The following is a 14,765-nucleotide window of genomic DNA, read 5'->3' on the forward strand; positions in this document are numbered from 1 at the left end:
TCGTGCCGGGTCGGTCAGCGCGCGGAGTCGGCCGGGCCCGCGGACTGCGCGGCCCGCGCCCGGAGCGCGGCGGCCTGCGCCTCGGCGGCGCGCGCCTCGGCCTCGAGCTGGGCGGCGTGCGCCTCGGCGGCGGTCACGCCCTCCACGGTCGGCGGGGCGACGATCTCCCCGCGCAGCGGCGCCGACGTCTGCGCCGGCTCCTTGCCGCGGACGTCGGCCGAGCGGTCGTCGTCCTTCATGCCCTTCATCTCGCCCTTGAAGATCCGCAGCGAGCGGCCGAGGGAGCGCGAGGCGTCGGGCAGCTTCTTGTACCCGAAGAGCAGCAGGACGGCCAGGATGATCAGACCGATCTCCAGCGGGCCGAGGTTCATCGGGTCTCCTCCGTGGTGGGGGTGGCTGTCGGGGATGCTACGCCGCGGAGGCGCCCGGACCGGGCAGTGCGGCGGGGTTTGTCGGTCGTTCACCCGCCGCGGTGGCGGCGCGGGCCTGCAGCGCCTGCGCCGAGGCCAGCAGCGGCGCGACCTCGCGCTCGAGCGCCTGCGCCTCGCGGCCCAGCCGCTGCAGCGCGCCGAACAGGCCGTACCCGACGGCCGCGAGCACGACCAGGCACAGCACGGGCACGGCGATCCAGACGACCAGCAGCAGCACGGGCCGACCCTAGCCGCCGGTGCCGGGCGGCGTGCCGCCCTCGGCCGCGTAGCGCGCCAGCGCCGCCCGGGCGTCGGCGGCCACGGCCGCGGCCAGCTCGGCCGGCTCGTCCACCACCGCGCCGCCGCCGAGCGAGGCGACCAGGCGGCGGGCCCAGGCCGGGTCGGCGGTGCGCACGGAGACCGCCAGCCCGCCGGGCGGGTCCTCGACCTCGCGGACGTCCTCCACCGGGTAGTACTCGGCGACCCAGCGGGCGCTGCCGGCCAGCCGCAACCGGACCGGCGTGGCGTCCGGGCCGGGCCGGTACACGCCGCCCTCGACGTCGCGCTCGTGCGCCTCCGGCGGCGGTGCCGCCGGCTCGTCCAGGACGACGACGTCGTCGACCCGGTCCAGCCGGAACAACCGCACCCCCTCCGCGCGGCGGCACCAGGCCTCCAGGTAGCTGTGCCCGTCGACCAGCAGCAGCCGCATCGGGTCGACGGTGCGCTCGGTGCGCTCGTCGCGGGTGGGCACGTAGTAGTGCAGGTGCAGCGCGCGGCGCCGCTCCAGGCCGTCCCGGACGACGGCGAGCGCCTGCTCCCGGGCGTCCACCGAGAGGGCGACCGGGCTGACCCGCTCCCCCGCGTGCCCGGCCACCGCCGAGATCTTGGCCAGCGCCCGGCTCACCGCCTCCCGCTCGGCCAGGCCGGGGAGCTCCAGCAGCGCCCGCAGCGCGACGACGAGCGCCACCGCCTCGTCGGTGGTCAGCCGCAGCGGGCGGACCATCCCGGCGGTGAAGGTGACCCGCACCCGGTCGCCCTCGAAGGACAGGTCGATGAGGTCGCCGGGGCCGTAGCCGGGCAGCCCGCACATCCACAGCAGCTCGAGGTCGCGCCGCACCTGCCGCTCGGGGACGCCGAAGTCGCGCGCCGCCTCGGCCAGCGGGACGCCGTCGGGCCGCGCGGTCAGGTAGGGGACCAGCGACAGCAGTCGGGTCATCCGCTCGGTGGTGCCGGGCGCGGTCACGCGGCCCCCTCCCCCGGCGCCGCCAGGCGGGTCAGCCGCTCGACGACCGCGTCGCGGACCTCCCGCGGGGACTCGACGAGGACGTCGGCGCCGTAGGCGGCCAGCTCGTCGGCCAGCCGGCGGGTCTCGGTGGTGCGCAGCTGCAGGAGGTCGTCACCGTCGGCGGCGGGACCCAGCGGCACGGCGCGGCGGCGCAGCCCGATCGCGGTGCCCGGGCGCGCGCGGACGACGACGAGCTGCTCCTGGCCGCGGTCCTGCCGGGCGACGAGCGCGGCCAGGTCGAGGTCCGCCGGCGGCTCGAAGGCCCCCTCGGGGCCGGTGACGCGGGGCGCGCCGACGACGCGGGAGAGCCGGAACACCCGCGGGGCCTGCCGGTCGAGGTCGTGGCCGGCGAGGTACCAGCGGCCGTGCCAGGCGACCACGCCCCACGGCTGCACGCGGCGGCGGGCCGGGGCGCCCTCGTCGGGACGGCGGTAGTCGAACTCGACCAGCCGGCGGTCGCGGGCGGCGGCGTAGCAGGGCTCGAAGGCCGGCTCGTCGGAGTCCAGCCGCGGCCGCAGCGGCAGGGCCCGGCCGGGGTCGACGTCCACACCGGCGGCCTTGAGCTTCACCAGCGCGCTCTGCGCGGCGCCGGCCAGCTGCGCGGACTCCCACAGGCGCAGCGCCAGGCCGACCGCGGCGGCCTCCTCGCCGGTGAGGGTGAGCTCGGGCAGCTCGTAGTCGGCGCGGGCGATGCGGTAGCCGTCCTCGGTGTCGAAGGCGCTGGTGCGTCCGGTCTCCAGCGGGACGCCCATCTCCCGCAGGTCGGCCTTGTCCCGCTCGAACATCCGCTTGAACGCCTCGTCGGCGCGCTCGGTGCCGTCATCGGCCTCGTACCCGGGGACGGTGGCGCGGATCCGGGCGGCGGTGACGTACTGCCGGGTGCCCAGGAGGGCGATGACCAGGTTGACCAGTCGTTCCGCCCGTTTCGCCGCCACGCGTGCAGCCTAGGGCCCCGCGGCCGGGTGCGGCCCCGGTGCAGGGGGCCCGGGCCGAGCCTGCGAGGCCTGGGGGCACCGGGGTCCTTACGCTGCCTGCCGTGGGGGACGAGCAGACGACCATCAGCCGGATCCGCTGGCGGCGCGGCACGGTGACCGCCGTGGGCCGCTCCTGGCGCGACGCCCTGGAGCTGACCGTCGAGGTGCCGGGCGACGGCGCGGTGCGGGCGCTGGCGCACCCGTCGATCGTGGGCACCCCGGAGACCGGCGACGACGTGCTGCTGAACACGACCGCGTGGGCGCAGCGGCTGGGCACCGGCGGGTACGCGCTCGTGGTCGCCGTCCCCGACCGGCTGCCGCCGGACCCGGCCGGGTCCGGGCACCTGGTCAAGGCCCGGTACACGCCGCTGCAGGTGAGCGTGCAGGGCGTCGACGAGCAGGACACCGAGCACCACGCGGCGATCGCCGCGGCCGACGACGTCGACGGGATGCCGGTGGTCGTCGCCGACCTGCACTCGGCGCTGCCGGCGGTGCTCATCGGGATCCTGGCCACCGACCCCGACCTGAAGGTCGCGTACGTGATGACCGACGGCGGCGCGCTGCCGGCCGGCTTCTCCCGCACCCTGTCGGCGCTGCGCAGCTCGCTGGCCGGCGTGGTCACCGTCGGGCAGGCGTTCGGCGGCGACCTGGAGGCGGTCACCGTGCACACCGGGCTGCTGGCGGCCCGGCACGTGCTGGGCGCCGACGTGGCGATCGTCAGCCAGGGGCCGGGCAACCTGGGCACCGGGACGCCGTGGGGGTTCTCCGGGGTCGCCGCCGGCGAGGCCTGCAACGCGGTGGCGGTCCTGGGCGGTCAGGCCGTCGGGGCGCTGCGCATCTCCGACGCCGACCCCCGGCCGCGGCACCGCGGGGTCTCCCACCACTCGCTGACCGCGTTCGGCCGGGTGGCGCTGGGCGGGGTGACGCTGGTGGCGCCGCGCGGGCTGGGCTCGGAGCTGGGCCGCCAGGTCGAGGAGGACCTCGCCGGCCAGCCCGAGCGCAACCCCGTCGTCTGGATGGACGTCGACGGGCTGGAGGAGGCGCTGGGCCTGTCCCCCGTCCCGCTGTCGACCATGGGCCGCGGCTACGACGAGGAGCGGCCCTACTTCCTGGCCGCCGCCGCGGCGGGCCGCTACGCCGCCCTCCAGGTGCCGCTCCCGCCGGCCGCCGGGCCCGACGCGGCCTCGGCGGACTGACCGGACGGCGGCCGCCCTCCCGCGGGACCCGACGCCAGCCCGCGGGAGGGCCCTTGCCTCACATCGAGGCGATCAGCTTGTCGACCCGGTCGTCGACGGACTTGAACGGGTCCTTGCACAGCACGGTGCGCTGCGCCTGGTCGTTGAGCTTGAGGTGCACCCAGTCGACGGTGAAGTCGCGCCGCTTCTCCTGGGCCCGGCGGATGAACTCGCCGCGCAGCCGGGCTCGCGTCGTCTGCGGCGGCACGTTCTTGGCCTCGAACACGCGTGGCTCGTGGGCCACCCGCTCGACCTGCCCCTTGCGCTCGAGCAGGTAGTACAGGCCGCGCCGCCGGCTGATGTCGTGGTAGGCCAGGTCCATCTGCGCGATGCGCGGGTGCGACAGCGGGAGGTCGTTCTTCGCCCGGTATCGCTCGATCAGCTGGAACTTCGTGGCCCAGTCGATCTCCCGCTCGATGAGGGTCAGGTCGCCGCTGTCGACGGCCTTGAGGACGCGGCCCCACAGCTCGAGCATCTGCCGGTGCACCGGGCCGAAGCCCTCCCGGTCGGCGAAGTCCGTGGCCCGGGCGTGGTACTCGCTCTGGATCTCCAGCGCCGACATCTCCCGGCCGTTGGCCAGGCGGACCCGGCGGCGGCCGGTCATGTCGTGGCTGATCTCGCGGATGGCGCGGATCGGGTTCTCCAGCGCCATGTCCCGGATCGGGACGCCGGCCTCGATCATCCGCAGCACGAGGTCGGTGGCGGCCACCTTGAGCAGCGTCGTCGTCTCGTTCATGTTCGAGTCGCCGACGATCACGTGCAGCCGGCGGTAGCGCTCGGCGTCGGCGTGCGGCTCGTCGCGGGTGTTGATGATCGGCCGGGACCGGGTGGTGGCGCTGGAGACGCCCTCCCAGATGTGCTCGGCGCGCTGGCTGACGCAGTAGATGGCCCCGCGCGGGGTCTGCAGGACCTTGCCGGCGCCGACGACGATCTGCCGGCTCACGAGGAACGGGATCAGCACGTCGGCGAGGCGGCTGAACTCGCCCTGCCGGCCGACGAGGTAGTTCTCGTGGCAGCCGTAGCTGTTGCCGGCGGAGTCGGTGTTGTTCTTGAAGAGGTAGATGTCGCCGGTGACGCCCTCCTCGGCCAGCCGCTGCTCGGCGTCGACCAGCAGGCCCTCGAGGATCCGCTCGCCGGCCTTGTCGTGGACGACGAGCTCGCCCAGGTCGTCGCACTCGGCGGTGGCGTACTCGGGGTGGCTGCCGACGTCGAGGTAGAGGCGGGAGCCGTTGCGCAGGAAGACGTTGGAGCTGCGACCCCAGGACACCACGCGGCGGAACAGGTAGCGGGCGACCTCGTCCGGGGACAGCCGCCGCTGGCCCCGGAACGTGCACGTGACGCCGTACTCGGTCTCGATCCCGAAGATCCGTCGGTCCACGTCCCGAGACTAGGCGCCGGGGACGACATCGGCCGGTCCCGGCGCGGGGAGATGCGCGGGGACCGGCCGGGGGCTCAGACCGTGCCGTCGTCGGCGGGGTCGGCGCCGGCGGTGTCGGGTGCCGCCGGGTCGCCGAGACCGGCCGGGGTGCCCGGTGCTGGCGCGCTGGGGGCGTGCGCCGCCGTCGCCGGTTCCGCGGCCGGGGCGCCGGCGTCGCCGCCGAGCAGCGACGTGAGGGCGGCTCCGACGACCCGCCGGAACGCCCGCTTGGGGCGGCGCCGGTCGAGGACGGCGACCTCCAGCTGGCCGGCCGGGAGCAGCTCGTCGTCCCCGCCGTCCTGGTTCACCGCCGGGCTGACCGCGGACAGGGCGCGCACGCCCACGCCCAGCGCCTGGGCCAGCCCCATGCCCGGGGTGAAGTGCTCGCGCAGGTGGCCGGCGACGGCGTCGGCCTGGCCGCCCATGACGACGAAGTCGGCCTCGTCGACGATCGAGCCGTCGAAGGTGAGCCGGTACAGCTGGTCGGTCTCGGGACTGTCGCCGACCTCGGCCACGCAGAGCTCGACCTCGAAGGGCTTCATCTGCTCGGTGAAGACCGTGCCGAGGGTCTGCGCGTAGGCGTTGGCGATGACGCGGCCGGTCACGTCGCGGCGGTTGTAGGAGTAGCCGCGCACGTCGGCCAGCCGGACGCCGGCGACGCGCAGGCTCTCGAACTCCGAGTAGCGGCCGACGGCGGCGAAGCCGATCCGGTCGTAGAGCTCGCTCACCTTGTGCAGGGTCGCGCTGGGGTTCTCGGCGATGAACAGGACGCCGTCGGCGTAGGTGAGGACGGCGACGCTGCGGCCGCGGGAGATGCCCTTGCGGGCGTACTCCGAGCGGTCGCGCATCAGCTGCTCGGGCGAGGCGTAGTAGGGCATGGTCATGGCGGTCAGACCCCCCGGCCCGTGGCGTCGCGGTCGGCGGCCGACCGCTCGGTGACGATCGTGTCGGCGACGGCGGCGACCTCGTCGTCGGTCAGCCGGACCGCGCCCTCGGCGTCCACCCGGTAGACGATCGGGTACAGCCGCCGGACCGGGTCGGGGCCGCCGGTGGCCGAGTCGTCGTCGGCGGCGTCGTAGAGGGCCTCGACGACGGTGCGCGTCGCGGCGTCGGCCGACAGGTCCTGCCGCCAGGTCTTCTTCAGCGAGCTGCGGGCGAACAGCGAGCCCGACCCGACCGCGGCGTAGCCGCGCTCCTCATAGTTCCCGCCGGTGACGTCGTAGCTGAAGATCCGCCCCGGGGTGGCGCCCGGGGCGGCGTCGAGGTCGAATCCGGCGAACAGCGGGACGACGGCCAGCCCCTGCATCGCCGCGCCCAGGTTGCCGCGGATCATGCCGGCGAGCCGGTTGGCCTTTCCGTCGAGGGAGAGGGTCAGGCCCTCGATCTTCTCGTAGTGCTCGAGCTCGACCTGGTAGAGCCGCACCATCTCGATGGCGATGCCGGCGGCGCCGGCGATGCCGATGACCGACCACGAGTCGGCCGGGTAGACCTTCTCGATGTCGCGGCTGGAGATCAGGTTGCCCATGGTCGCGCGGCGGTCGCCGCCCATGAGCACGCCGCCGTCGTAGGTGACGGCGACGATGGTCGTCCCGTGCGGGGTGAGATCCCCGGCGGGCAGCTGCGGCAGGGGGCGGCGCCCGGGCAGCAGGTCGGGGGCGGTGGTGGCGAGGAAGTCGGTGAAGGACGAGCCCACGCGGTCCAGGTACGCGGCCGGGAACCCCGTCCGCTCGGTCGGCCACTGGCTCAACCCGTCCACCTCTCTCACACCCCCGGAGGGGCCGCCGTCCGCTGGTCCGCGCGCCGACCGGCGCGCGCGACCGACCCTACCGGCGGGCCGCCGGCGCGCATGGCGAGTGCCGTCGGACGCCGCCAGGTAGAGGCGGCCGTCGCGGACGGCGTGGGAATCGGGCCCGCGGCTCAGCGGTCGGCCGACCGGCCCATCGACGCGATGAGTGCCGCCACCCGCGCCCGGACGACGTCGTGCTGGCCACATCCCGCCGCGCGGCCACGGACCGTAGGGGCCCCTGCACGGGGTCGGTGCCCGACCGGCCGGGGCGGCGCCGGCTCACCGTGCCGCTCGACGTAGCGGGCGGCCTCGCGGAGCACTCGCGGGTCGTCGCGGAACTGACCCAGGCCGCCGTTGCAGTTGAAGCAGAGCAACTGCCGTACCCGGCCGGTCGCGTGGTCGTGGTCGACGTGCGCGGCAGGCGCTGCGCGACAGATCCCGCAGAGTCCGCCCTGCTCGGCCGCCATCGCGTCGGCCTCCGCGGCGGTGATCCCGTACCGCCGCTTCAGGTGGTAGGTCCGGGAGCCACCGACCTCGTCCTTCGACGCCTTCCCCCGCGCGTTGTGACAGGGCTTGCAGTACGAGTGGACGCCCGACCTGCTGGCTCGCGTGGCCGGGAAGTCGACCAACGGCTTGACGGTGCCGCAGTCCGGGCACCACTTGCTGCCCTCGGGGACGTCGACCCCACCGGATAGCGATGGCTCGGCGGACCCATCCGTCGAAGTCTCGACTCACGCACTCGCTGACGCGCATGGGTGCGGCAGTAGAACGCCAAGCCGTCCGCCCGCCGCCTGTCCCGGGTGAACTCGGCCAGCGGACGGACCTCGCCACAGTCGGGACAGTATTTCGCGGAATCCATTCTCGATGCCATTCCTACCGGAACAAGGGAATGGTCACTGGCCCCCTTTTTGCACATACGCCCGAACGAATTCCTCGGCATTCTCCTCGAGAACCTCGTCGATCTCGTCGAGGATGGAGTCGACGTCCTCCGTCAGTTCCTTCTGGCGCTCGGTGACGTCGGTGTCGACCGACGCCTCGACCTCCTCGGTCTCCTCGCGCGACCGCGTCGCCCGCTGCTGCCCGCCGGTGTCCCTCGTGGCCATGCCGACCTCCCGCACAGAGTCGAAGTGCCTGCTGGGGCGAACGCTACCCGCCTGCAGTGACATCCGAGCGGCTCGACGGGATCAGCCGCCGGTGATGGTGTCGACCAGTTCCCGCGCCGACGACGTCGACTCGAACAGGGCGCCGACGTGCTCGCGGGTGCCCCGCAGCGGCTCCATCGTCGGGATGCGCACCAGGCTGTCGCGCCCGACGTCGAACACCACCGAGTCCCACGACGCCGCGGCGACCTGCGCCGGGTACCGCCGCAGGCACTCGCCGCGGAAGAACGCCCGGGTGTCCGACGGCGGCGCGGTCATGGCGCGCTCCACCTCGTCGTCGGTGAGCAGCCGCTGCATCGACCCCCGGGCGACCAGCCGGTGGTACAGCCCCTTCTCCGGCCGGACGTCGCTGTACTGCAGGTCGACCAGCTTGAGCCGGGAGTCGCCCCAGGCCAGCCCGTCCCGGGAGCGGTACCCCTCCAGCAGCCGCAGCTTCGCCGGCCAGTCCAGCCGGTCGGCCAGCCGCATCGGGTCGTCGGCCAGCACCTCCAGCACCTCCGCCCAGCGGCGCAGCACGTCGGCGGTCTGCTCGTCGCCGTCGCCGCGCTGGTCGACGAAGCGCTGGGCCTGCTCCAGGTAGGCCTCCTGCACCTCGATCGCGGTCATCCGCTGCCCGGTGCGCAGGCGCACCCGGTGGGTGAGCGACGGGTCGTGGCTGATCGCCTGCAGCGCGGCCACCGGCTCCTCGATCGTCAGGTCGCGGGTCAGGGCCCGCGCCTCGATCATCGCCAGCACCAGCGACGTCGTCCCCACCTTCAGGTAGGTGGACAGCTCGGCGAGGTTCGCGTCGCCGATGATCACGTGCAGCCGGCGGTACTCGTCGGGATTGGCGTGCGGCTCGTCGCGGGTGTTGATGATGGGCCGCTTGAGCGTCGTCTCCAGGCCCACCTCGACCTCGAAGAAGTCGGCGCGCTGGGAGAGCTGGAACCCCTGCGTGCGCCCCTCGGCACCGATGCCGACCCGGCCGGACCCGGCGACCACCTGGCGCGTCACGAAGAACGGGATGAGCCCGCGGATGATGTCGACGAACGGCGTCCGGCGGTCCATCAGGTAGTTCTCGTGCGACCCGTACGAGGCGCCCTTGCCGTCGGTGTTGTTCTTGTACAGCTGGATCGCACTCGTGCCCGGCACCCGGGCGGCGCGGCGCGCCGCCTCCGCCATGACCCGCTCCCCCGCCTTGTCCCACAGCACGACGTCGCGCGGGTTGGTGACCTCGGGCGTCGAGTACTCCGGGTGCGCGTGGTCGACGTACAGCCGGGCGCCGTTGGTCAGGATGACGTTGGCCATCCCCGAGTCCTCGTCGAGGTCGTTGTGGTCCAGCGCCTGCGCCGGGGACAGGTCGAAGCCGCGCGCGTCGCGCAGCGGCGACTCCTCCTCGAAGTCCCAGCGGGCCCGCCGCGGCGTCGGGGCCTCGGCCACCGACCAGGCGTTGACCACCTGGCTGGACAGCGTCGTCGGGTTCGCCGACGGCTGGCCGGGCACCGAGATGCCGTACTCGACCTCGGTGCCCATGACCCGCCGCACGCTCATGGGGCCAACCCTAGGCCGGGGCGGTCGGCCCCCGGCGGCGGCGTCCGGGAGGGCGCCGGATGGCGACGACGGACCCGCCGCGCCGGCGGAGGACACCGCGCCGGCACCCCCGTCGGGGCGCCGGCGCGGCGGCGGTCGCTACAGGTACTGGCCGGTGTTGGTGGCCGTGTCGATGGCCCGGCCGGACTCGCTGCCCTTGCCGCTGATGAGCGTGCGGATGTACACGATCCGCTCGCCCTTCTTGCCCGAGATCCGCGCCCAGTCGTCGGGGTTGGTGGTGTTGGGCAGGTCCTCGTTCTCCTTGAACTCGTCCACGCACGCCTGCATGAGGTGCCCCACGCGCAGCCCGCCCGAGCCCGTCTCCAGCCGCTCCTTGATGGCCATCTTCTTGGCGCGGTCGACGATGTTCTGCAGCATCGCCCCGGAGTTGAAGTCCTTGAAGTACAGGACCTCCTTGTCGCCGTTGGCGTAGGTCACCTCGAGGAAGCGGTTCTCCTCGCTCTCGGTGTACATCCGCTCGACGGTCCGCTGGATCATCCCGGCGATGGTCGCCTCGCGGCTGCCGCCGTGCTCGGCCAGGTCGTCGCTGCTCAGCGGCAGCGACGGCGTCAGGTACTTGCTGAAGATGTCGCGGGCCGCCTCGGCGTCGGGCCGCTCGATCTTGATCTTCACGTCGAGCCGGCCGGGCCGCAGGATCGCCGGGTCGATCATGTCCTCGCGGTTGGAGGCGCCGATGACGATGACGTTCTCCAGGCCCTCCACGCCGTCGATCTCGCTGAGCAGCTGCGGGACGATCGTGCTCTCCACGTCGGAGGACACCCCCGACCCGCGGGTGCGGAAGATCGAGTCCATCTCGTCGAAGAACACGATGACCGGCGTGCCCTCGCTCGCCTTCTCCCGGGCGCGCTGGAACACCAGCCGGATGTGCCGCTCGGTCTCGCCGACGTACTTGTTGAGCAGCTCCGGGCCCTTGATGTTGAGGAAGTAGGACCGCCCGGAGCTCGACCCGACCTCGCCTCGGGACGCGGCGACCTTCTTGGCCAGCGAGTTCGCCACCGCCTTGGCGATCAGCGTCTTCCCGCAGCCGGGCGGCCCGTACAGCAGGATGCCCTTGGGCGGGCGCAGCTCGAACTCGCGGAACAGGTCGGCGTGCAGGAACGGCAGCTCGACGGCGTCGCGGATCTGCTCGATCTGCCGCGACAGGCCGCCGATGTCGCCGTAGTCGATGTCGGGGACCTCCTCGAGGACGAGCTCCTCGACCTCGCTCTTGGGGATCTTCTCGTAGGCGTACCCGGACCGGGGCTCCAGCAGCAGCGAGTCGCCGCTGCGCAGCGTCACCTCGGCCAGCGAGTCGGCGAGGAACACCACCCGCTCGTCGTCGGTGCGCCCGATCACCAGGGCCCGCCGGACCTCGCCGTCCACCGGCTCCAGCAGCTCCTTCAGGAGCACGATCTCGCCACCGCGCTCGAAGCCGCGCGCCTCGACGACGTTCATGGCCTCGTTGAGCATCAGCTCCTGGCCGTGCCGCAGCTCCTCCAGCGGCACCGTCGGGGAGACCGACACGCGCAGCTTGCGGCCGCCGGTGAAGACGTCGACCGTGCCGTCCTCGTGCGCGCCCAGGAACACCCCGTAACCCGACGGCGGCTGCCCGAGCCGCTCGACCTCCTCCTTCAGCGCGACCAGCTGCTCGCGGGCCTCGCGCAGCGTCCCGGCGAGCTTGTCGTTGCGCTCGGACAGGAAGGCCGCACGGCCCTCCGCCTCGGCGATCCGCTCCTCCAGGGCCCGCACGGTGCGCGGGCTCTCGGCCACCTTGCGACGCAGCAGACCGATCTCCTCCTCGAGGTAGGAGATCTGGCTGAGCAGCGCCGTCACGTCTCGTTCTCGCCGCGCTCGGAACTCATCGGGACCATTGCCGACACCCGGGCCCATCGCGCACCTCCGCACACCTCGGGGGAGCCAGGACGCAAATCTATACACGCGGGGGACGACGCCGCCGCCGCCTCGCACGACCGGTCCCGACGTGTTACCGGCGCCGTCCCGGCGCCCCTCGCGACCCCCGCGGGGCCCCGTCAGTACTTCTGCGCACGGCGCTGCCGGACGGGTGCGACGGTGCCGTCGGCGAGGCGGCGGGTGGTCACCAGGAACGCCGTGTGGGCCACCATCCGGTGCTCGGGGCGGACGGCGAGGCCGACGGAGTGCCACGGCCGCAGCAGCGACTCCCACGCGTGCGGCTCGGTCCACACCGCCTGCTCCCGCAGCGCCTCGACGTAGGTGGACAGCTGCGTCGTCGTCGCCACGTAGCCGACGAGGACGCCGCCGGGGCGCAGCGCCGCCGCGACCGTCGGGAGCACCGCCCACGGCTCGAGCATGTCCAGCACGACGCGGTCGACCACCTCGGCGGCCGGGTGGTCGGCGAGGTCGCCCAGGCGCAGCGACCAGTTGGCCGGCACCTCGCCGAAGAAGGCCCCGACGTTGGCGCGCGCCACGTCGGCGAAGTCCTCGCGCCGCTCGTAGCTGGTCACCGAGCCGCCGCTGCCGACGGCGCGCAGCAGCGAGCAGGTCAGGGCACCGGACCCGGCGCCGGCCTCCAGCACCCGCATCCCCGGGCCGACGTCGCCGAACCCGACGATCTGGGCGGCGTCCTTGGGATAGATGACCTGCGCCCCGCGCGGCATGGACAGCACGAAGTCGGCCAGCAACGGGCGCAGCGCCAGGTAGCCGGTGTTGGCCGTGGAGTGCACGACCGACCCCTCCGGCGCCCCGATCAGGTCGTCGTGGGCGATCGCGCCGCGGTGGGTGTGGAAGAGCTTGCCGGCCTCCAGCACCACGGTGTGGTGACGGCCCTTGGGGTCGGTGAGCTGCACGCGGTCGCCGACGGCGAAGGCCCCCTCCACGGGTCCGGCGGGCGGTGCGCCGGCGGCCTCCGGGGGAACGAGGTCGGCGCGGGGGTCTTCCTGCTGCGGGTCCACGGGCGACGAGCGTACGGAGCGGGCTGCCGCGGCCCGTCCGTCGGCAGGTGACCGGCCCGGCACCGGCGCGGGCACTCGGAACTGTCGGGGGGCCGACCTAGCCTCGACACCATGACGGCGCTCCACCCCGACCCGGTCTCCCCCGCCCCCCTGCAGGCGCCGGTCGTCCCCGAGGCGGCCGGGGCCGCGCCCGAGGCCGGGGCCGCGCCCGAGGCCGGGGCCGCGCCCGAGGCCCAGGCGCCCCGCCGGCCGTCGCTGTCGCCCAGCCGCGCGGCCGACTTCAAGACCTGCCCGCTGCTGTACCGCTTCCGCACCATCGACCGGCTGCCCGAGCGCAAGAGCCTGGCCGCGGTGCGCGGCACGCTGGTGCACGCCGTCCTGGAGCGGCTGTACGACCTCCCGGCGCCGGAGCGGACGCCGGCGGCGGCCCGGGAGCTGCTGGCCCCGGCGTGGGAGGAGCTGTCGGCGGACCCGGCCGTCACCGAGCTGTTCGACCAGCCCGCCGACGGGAGCCCCGCGCCGTCGCTGGAGTCGTGGCTGGCGTCGGCCGGGCAGCTGGTGGAGTCCTACTTCTCGCTGGAGGACCCGACCCGCATCCAGCCCGAGGGCCGGGAGCAGCTGGTCGAGGTGACGCTCCCCGACGGGCTGCTGCTGCGCGGCTTCGTCGACCGGCTCGACGTGGCGCGCAACGGCGCGCTGCGCGTCGTGGACTACAAGACCGGTTCGATGCCGCGCGAGGCCTTCGAGGGCAAGGCGCTGTTCCAGATGAAGTTCTACGCCCTGGTGCTGTGGCGCACCCGCGGCGTCGTGGCCAGCCAGCTCAAGCTGCTGTACCTGGGCAACGGCGACGCGCTGACCTATGCCCCGGACGAGGCCGAGCTGGTGCGCTTCGAGCGCACGCTGCAGGCGATCTGGGCGGCGATCGAGCGTGCCGTGGCCACGCAGGACTTCCGGCCCAACCGCACGCGGCTGTGCGACTGGTGCGACCACCAGGCGCTGTGCCCGTCCTTCGGGGGGACGCCGCCGCCGTTCCCGTCCGAGGCCGCCGCGGCGGCGGGCTGGGCCACGCTGCCGGTCGTCGACCGGGACTGACGTCCCCCGTGGGGCTCCCCGCCCGTCGGGCTGCTCAGCGCGGGTCGGCCGGTCGCCCTGCCCCCGCCGGCGCCCGGGCGGCGTCCACGCGGTCAGGGGCCGTGAGGTCAGGGGCCGTGAGCTCCAGCAGCGCGGCGAGGTCGTCGACCCCGACGCCGGCGAGGGTGTCGCGCAGCACCAGCCCCGGCTCGGGCTCGACGACCTGCATCGCGGGCACCCCCAGGACGGCGGCACCGGCGGCGAGTCCCGCCGCCACCCCCACCACCGAGTCCTCGACGACGACGCAGCGCCGCACCGGGACGCCCAGCGCCGCCGCGGCCTGCAGGTAGGGCGCCGGGTCGGGCTTGCGCGCCGGCACCTCGTCGCCGCAGACAGTCACGTCGAAGGGCGGCCGGCCGTCGAACGCCCCGGCGACCGCGGCGAGCACGAGGTCGGTCAGCCGGCGCGCCGTCGTCGTCACCAGCGCGGTCGGCACCCGCGCGGCACGCACGGCCACCAGCAGCTCCCGCGCCCCCGGGCGCCAGCGCACGCCCCCGGCCAGCAGCGCCGCGACGCGGTCCTCCACCCGCCGGGCGTCCACGTCGGGGGTCCGCTCCTCCACCGGCACGCCGAGGTCGGTGTAGAGCACCTCCAGCGCACGGGCCATGCTCTGCCCGACCGCCGCCGCCCGGGCCGCCGCGCTGAGCCGCCCGCCCCGCTCCCGGGCAAGGCCGAACAGCGCCTCGCCCCAGTACTCCTCGGTCTCCACGAGCGTGCCGTCCATGTCGAACAGCACCGCGGCCGGCAGCCCGGCCCGGGTCGAGGGGGTCACCGGCTGCTCCGCGCGCACATCCACCCCAGGGTACGGGGCGACCGGGACCCTCCGGCGACGCCGGCCGGCTCCGGATCCAGCCGCCGAGCCCGGAGC

15 protein-coding genes are annotated in these 14,765 nt (G+C 74.5%); 2 read left to right on the forward strand and 13 right to left on the reverse strand.

Annotated elements, in window-relative coordinates; all coding sequences use genetic code 11:
- Positions 1-14: 14 nt before the first annotated feature.
- Genes tatA through ACI781_RS10205 form a run of 4 tightly spaced genes read right to left on the reverse strand, consistent with a single transcriptional unit; the run spans position 15 to position 2,630 of the window.
- Positions 15-371: a Sec-independent protein translocase subunit TatA gene (gene tatA, locus ACI781_RS10190; protein ID WP_456565976.1), complete on the reverse strand. Its 357-nt coding sequence runs from the start codon at positions 369-371 to the stop codon at positions 15-17.
- A gap of 37 nt (positions 372-408) precedes the next feature.
- Positions 409-648, reverse strand: coding sequence for a hypothetical protein (locus ACI781_RS10195; RefSeq protein ID WP_456565977.1), 240 nt, complete (start codon positions 646-648; stop codon positions 409-411).
- A gap of 9 nt (positions 649-657) precedes the next feature.
- Positions 658-1,653, reverse strand: coding sequence for a helix-turn-helix transcriptional regulator (locus tag ACI781_RS10200; protein WP_456565978.1), 996 nt, complete (start codon positions 1,651-1,653; stop codon positions 658-660).
- A complete protein-coding gene (locus ACI781_RS10205; RefSeq protein ID WP_456565979.1) occupies positions 1,650-2,630 on the reverse strand; it encodes a helix-turn-helix transcriptional regulator in 981 nt (326 codons plus the stop codon). Before ACI781_RS10205 ends, ACI781_RS10200 begins: the two co-directional genes overlap by 4 nt.
- A 101-nt stretch (positions 2,631-2,731) precedes the next feature.
- Here ACI781_RS10205 and ACI781_RS10210 point away from each other — a divergent pair, with 101 nt between their 5' ends.
- Entirely contained in the window at positions 2,732-3,865 is a 1,134-nt protein-coding gene (locus ACI781_RS10210) for a DUF3866 family protein (protein WP_456565980.1), read from the forward strand.
- A 58-nt stretch (positions 3,866-3,923) separates the two neighbouring features.
- On the opposite strand, the gene pafA is transcribed toward ACI781_RS10210, so the two are convergent.
- The 8 genes from pafA to ACI781_RS10250 form a co-directional block, all read right to left on the reverse strand.
- Complete coding sequence (gene pafA / locus ACI781_RS10215) at positions 3,924-5,282, reverse strand: Pup--protein ligase (RefSeq protein WP_456565981.1); 1,359 nt, start codon at positions 5,280-5,282, stop codon at positions 3,924-3,926.
- 74 nt (positions 5,283-5,356) lie between these two features.
- On the reverse strand, positions 5,357-6,205 hold the full coding sequence (gene prcA / locus ACI781_RS10220) for a proteasome subunit alpha (RefSeq protein WP_456565982.1): 849 nt from the start codon (positions 6,203-6,205) through the stop codon (positions 5,357-5,359).
- Between the two features lie 5 nt (positions 6,206-6,210).
- Positions 6,211-7,068: a proteasome subunit beta gene (prcB, locus tag ACI781_RS10225; RefSeq protein WP_456565983.1), complete on the reverse strand. Its 858-nt coding sequence runs from the start codon at positions 7,066-7,068 to the stop codon at positions 6,211-6,213.
- Between the two features lie 170 nt (positions 7,069-7,238).
- The gene (locus ACI781_RS10230; protein WP_456565984.1) at positions 7,239-7,736 is read right to left on the reverse strand and encodes an endonuclease VII domain-containing protein; all 498 of its coding nucleotides are present in this window, start codon (positions 7,734-7,736) and stop codon (positions 7,239-7,241) included.
- 264 nt (positions 7,737-8,000) lie between these two features.
- Positions 8,001-8,210: a ubiquitin-like protein Pup gene (locus ACI781_RS10235; protein ID WP_456565985.1), complete on the reverse strand. Its 210-nt coding sequence runs from the start codon at positions 8,208-8,210 to the stop codon at positions 8,001-8,003.
- Positions 8,211-8,291: 81 nt separating this feature from the next.
- A complete protein-coding gene (gene dop, locus ACI781_RS10240; protein ID WP_456565986.1) occupies positions 8,292-9,797 on the reverse strand; it encodes a depupylase/deamidase Dop in 1,506 nt (501 codons plus the stop codon).
- A 138-nt stretch (positions 9,798-9,935) separates the two neighbouring features.
- Complete coding sequence (arc, locus tag ACI781_RS10245) at positions 9,936-11,669, reverse strand: proteasome ATPase (protein ID WP_456565987.1); 1,734 nt, start codon at positions 11,667-11,669, stop codon at positions 9,936-9,938.
- Between the two features lie 197 nt (positions 11,670-11,866).
- Complete coding sequence (locus tag ACI781_RS10250) at positions 11,867-12,766, reverse strand: tRNA (adenine-N1)-methyltransferase (RefSeq protein ID WP_456565988.1); 900 nt, start codon at positions 12,764-12,766, stop codon at positions 11,867-11,869.
- A 111-nt stretch (positions 12,767-12,877) separates the two neighbouring features.
- Here ACI781_RS10250 and ACI781_RS10255 point away from each other — a divergent pair, with 111 nt between their 5' ends.
- Entirely contained in the window at positions 12,878-13,858 is a 981-nt protein-coding gene (locus ACI781_RS10255; RefSeq protein ID WP_456565989.1) for a RecB family exonuclease, read from the forward strand.
- A 34-nt stretch (positions 13,859-13,892) separates the two neighbouring features.
- On the opposite strand, the gene ACI781_RS10260 is transcribed toward ACI781_RS10255, so the two are convergent.
- Positions 13,893-14,669, reverse strand: a complete 777-nt coding sequence (locus tag ACI781_RS10260) for an HAD family hydrolase (protein ID WP_456565990.1) — start codon at positions 14,667-14,669, stop codon at positions 13,893-13,895.
- Positions 14,670-14,765 lie beyond the last annotated feature (96 nt).

It is taken from the genome of Blastococcus sp. SYSU D00695, assembly GCF_054050555.1.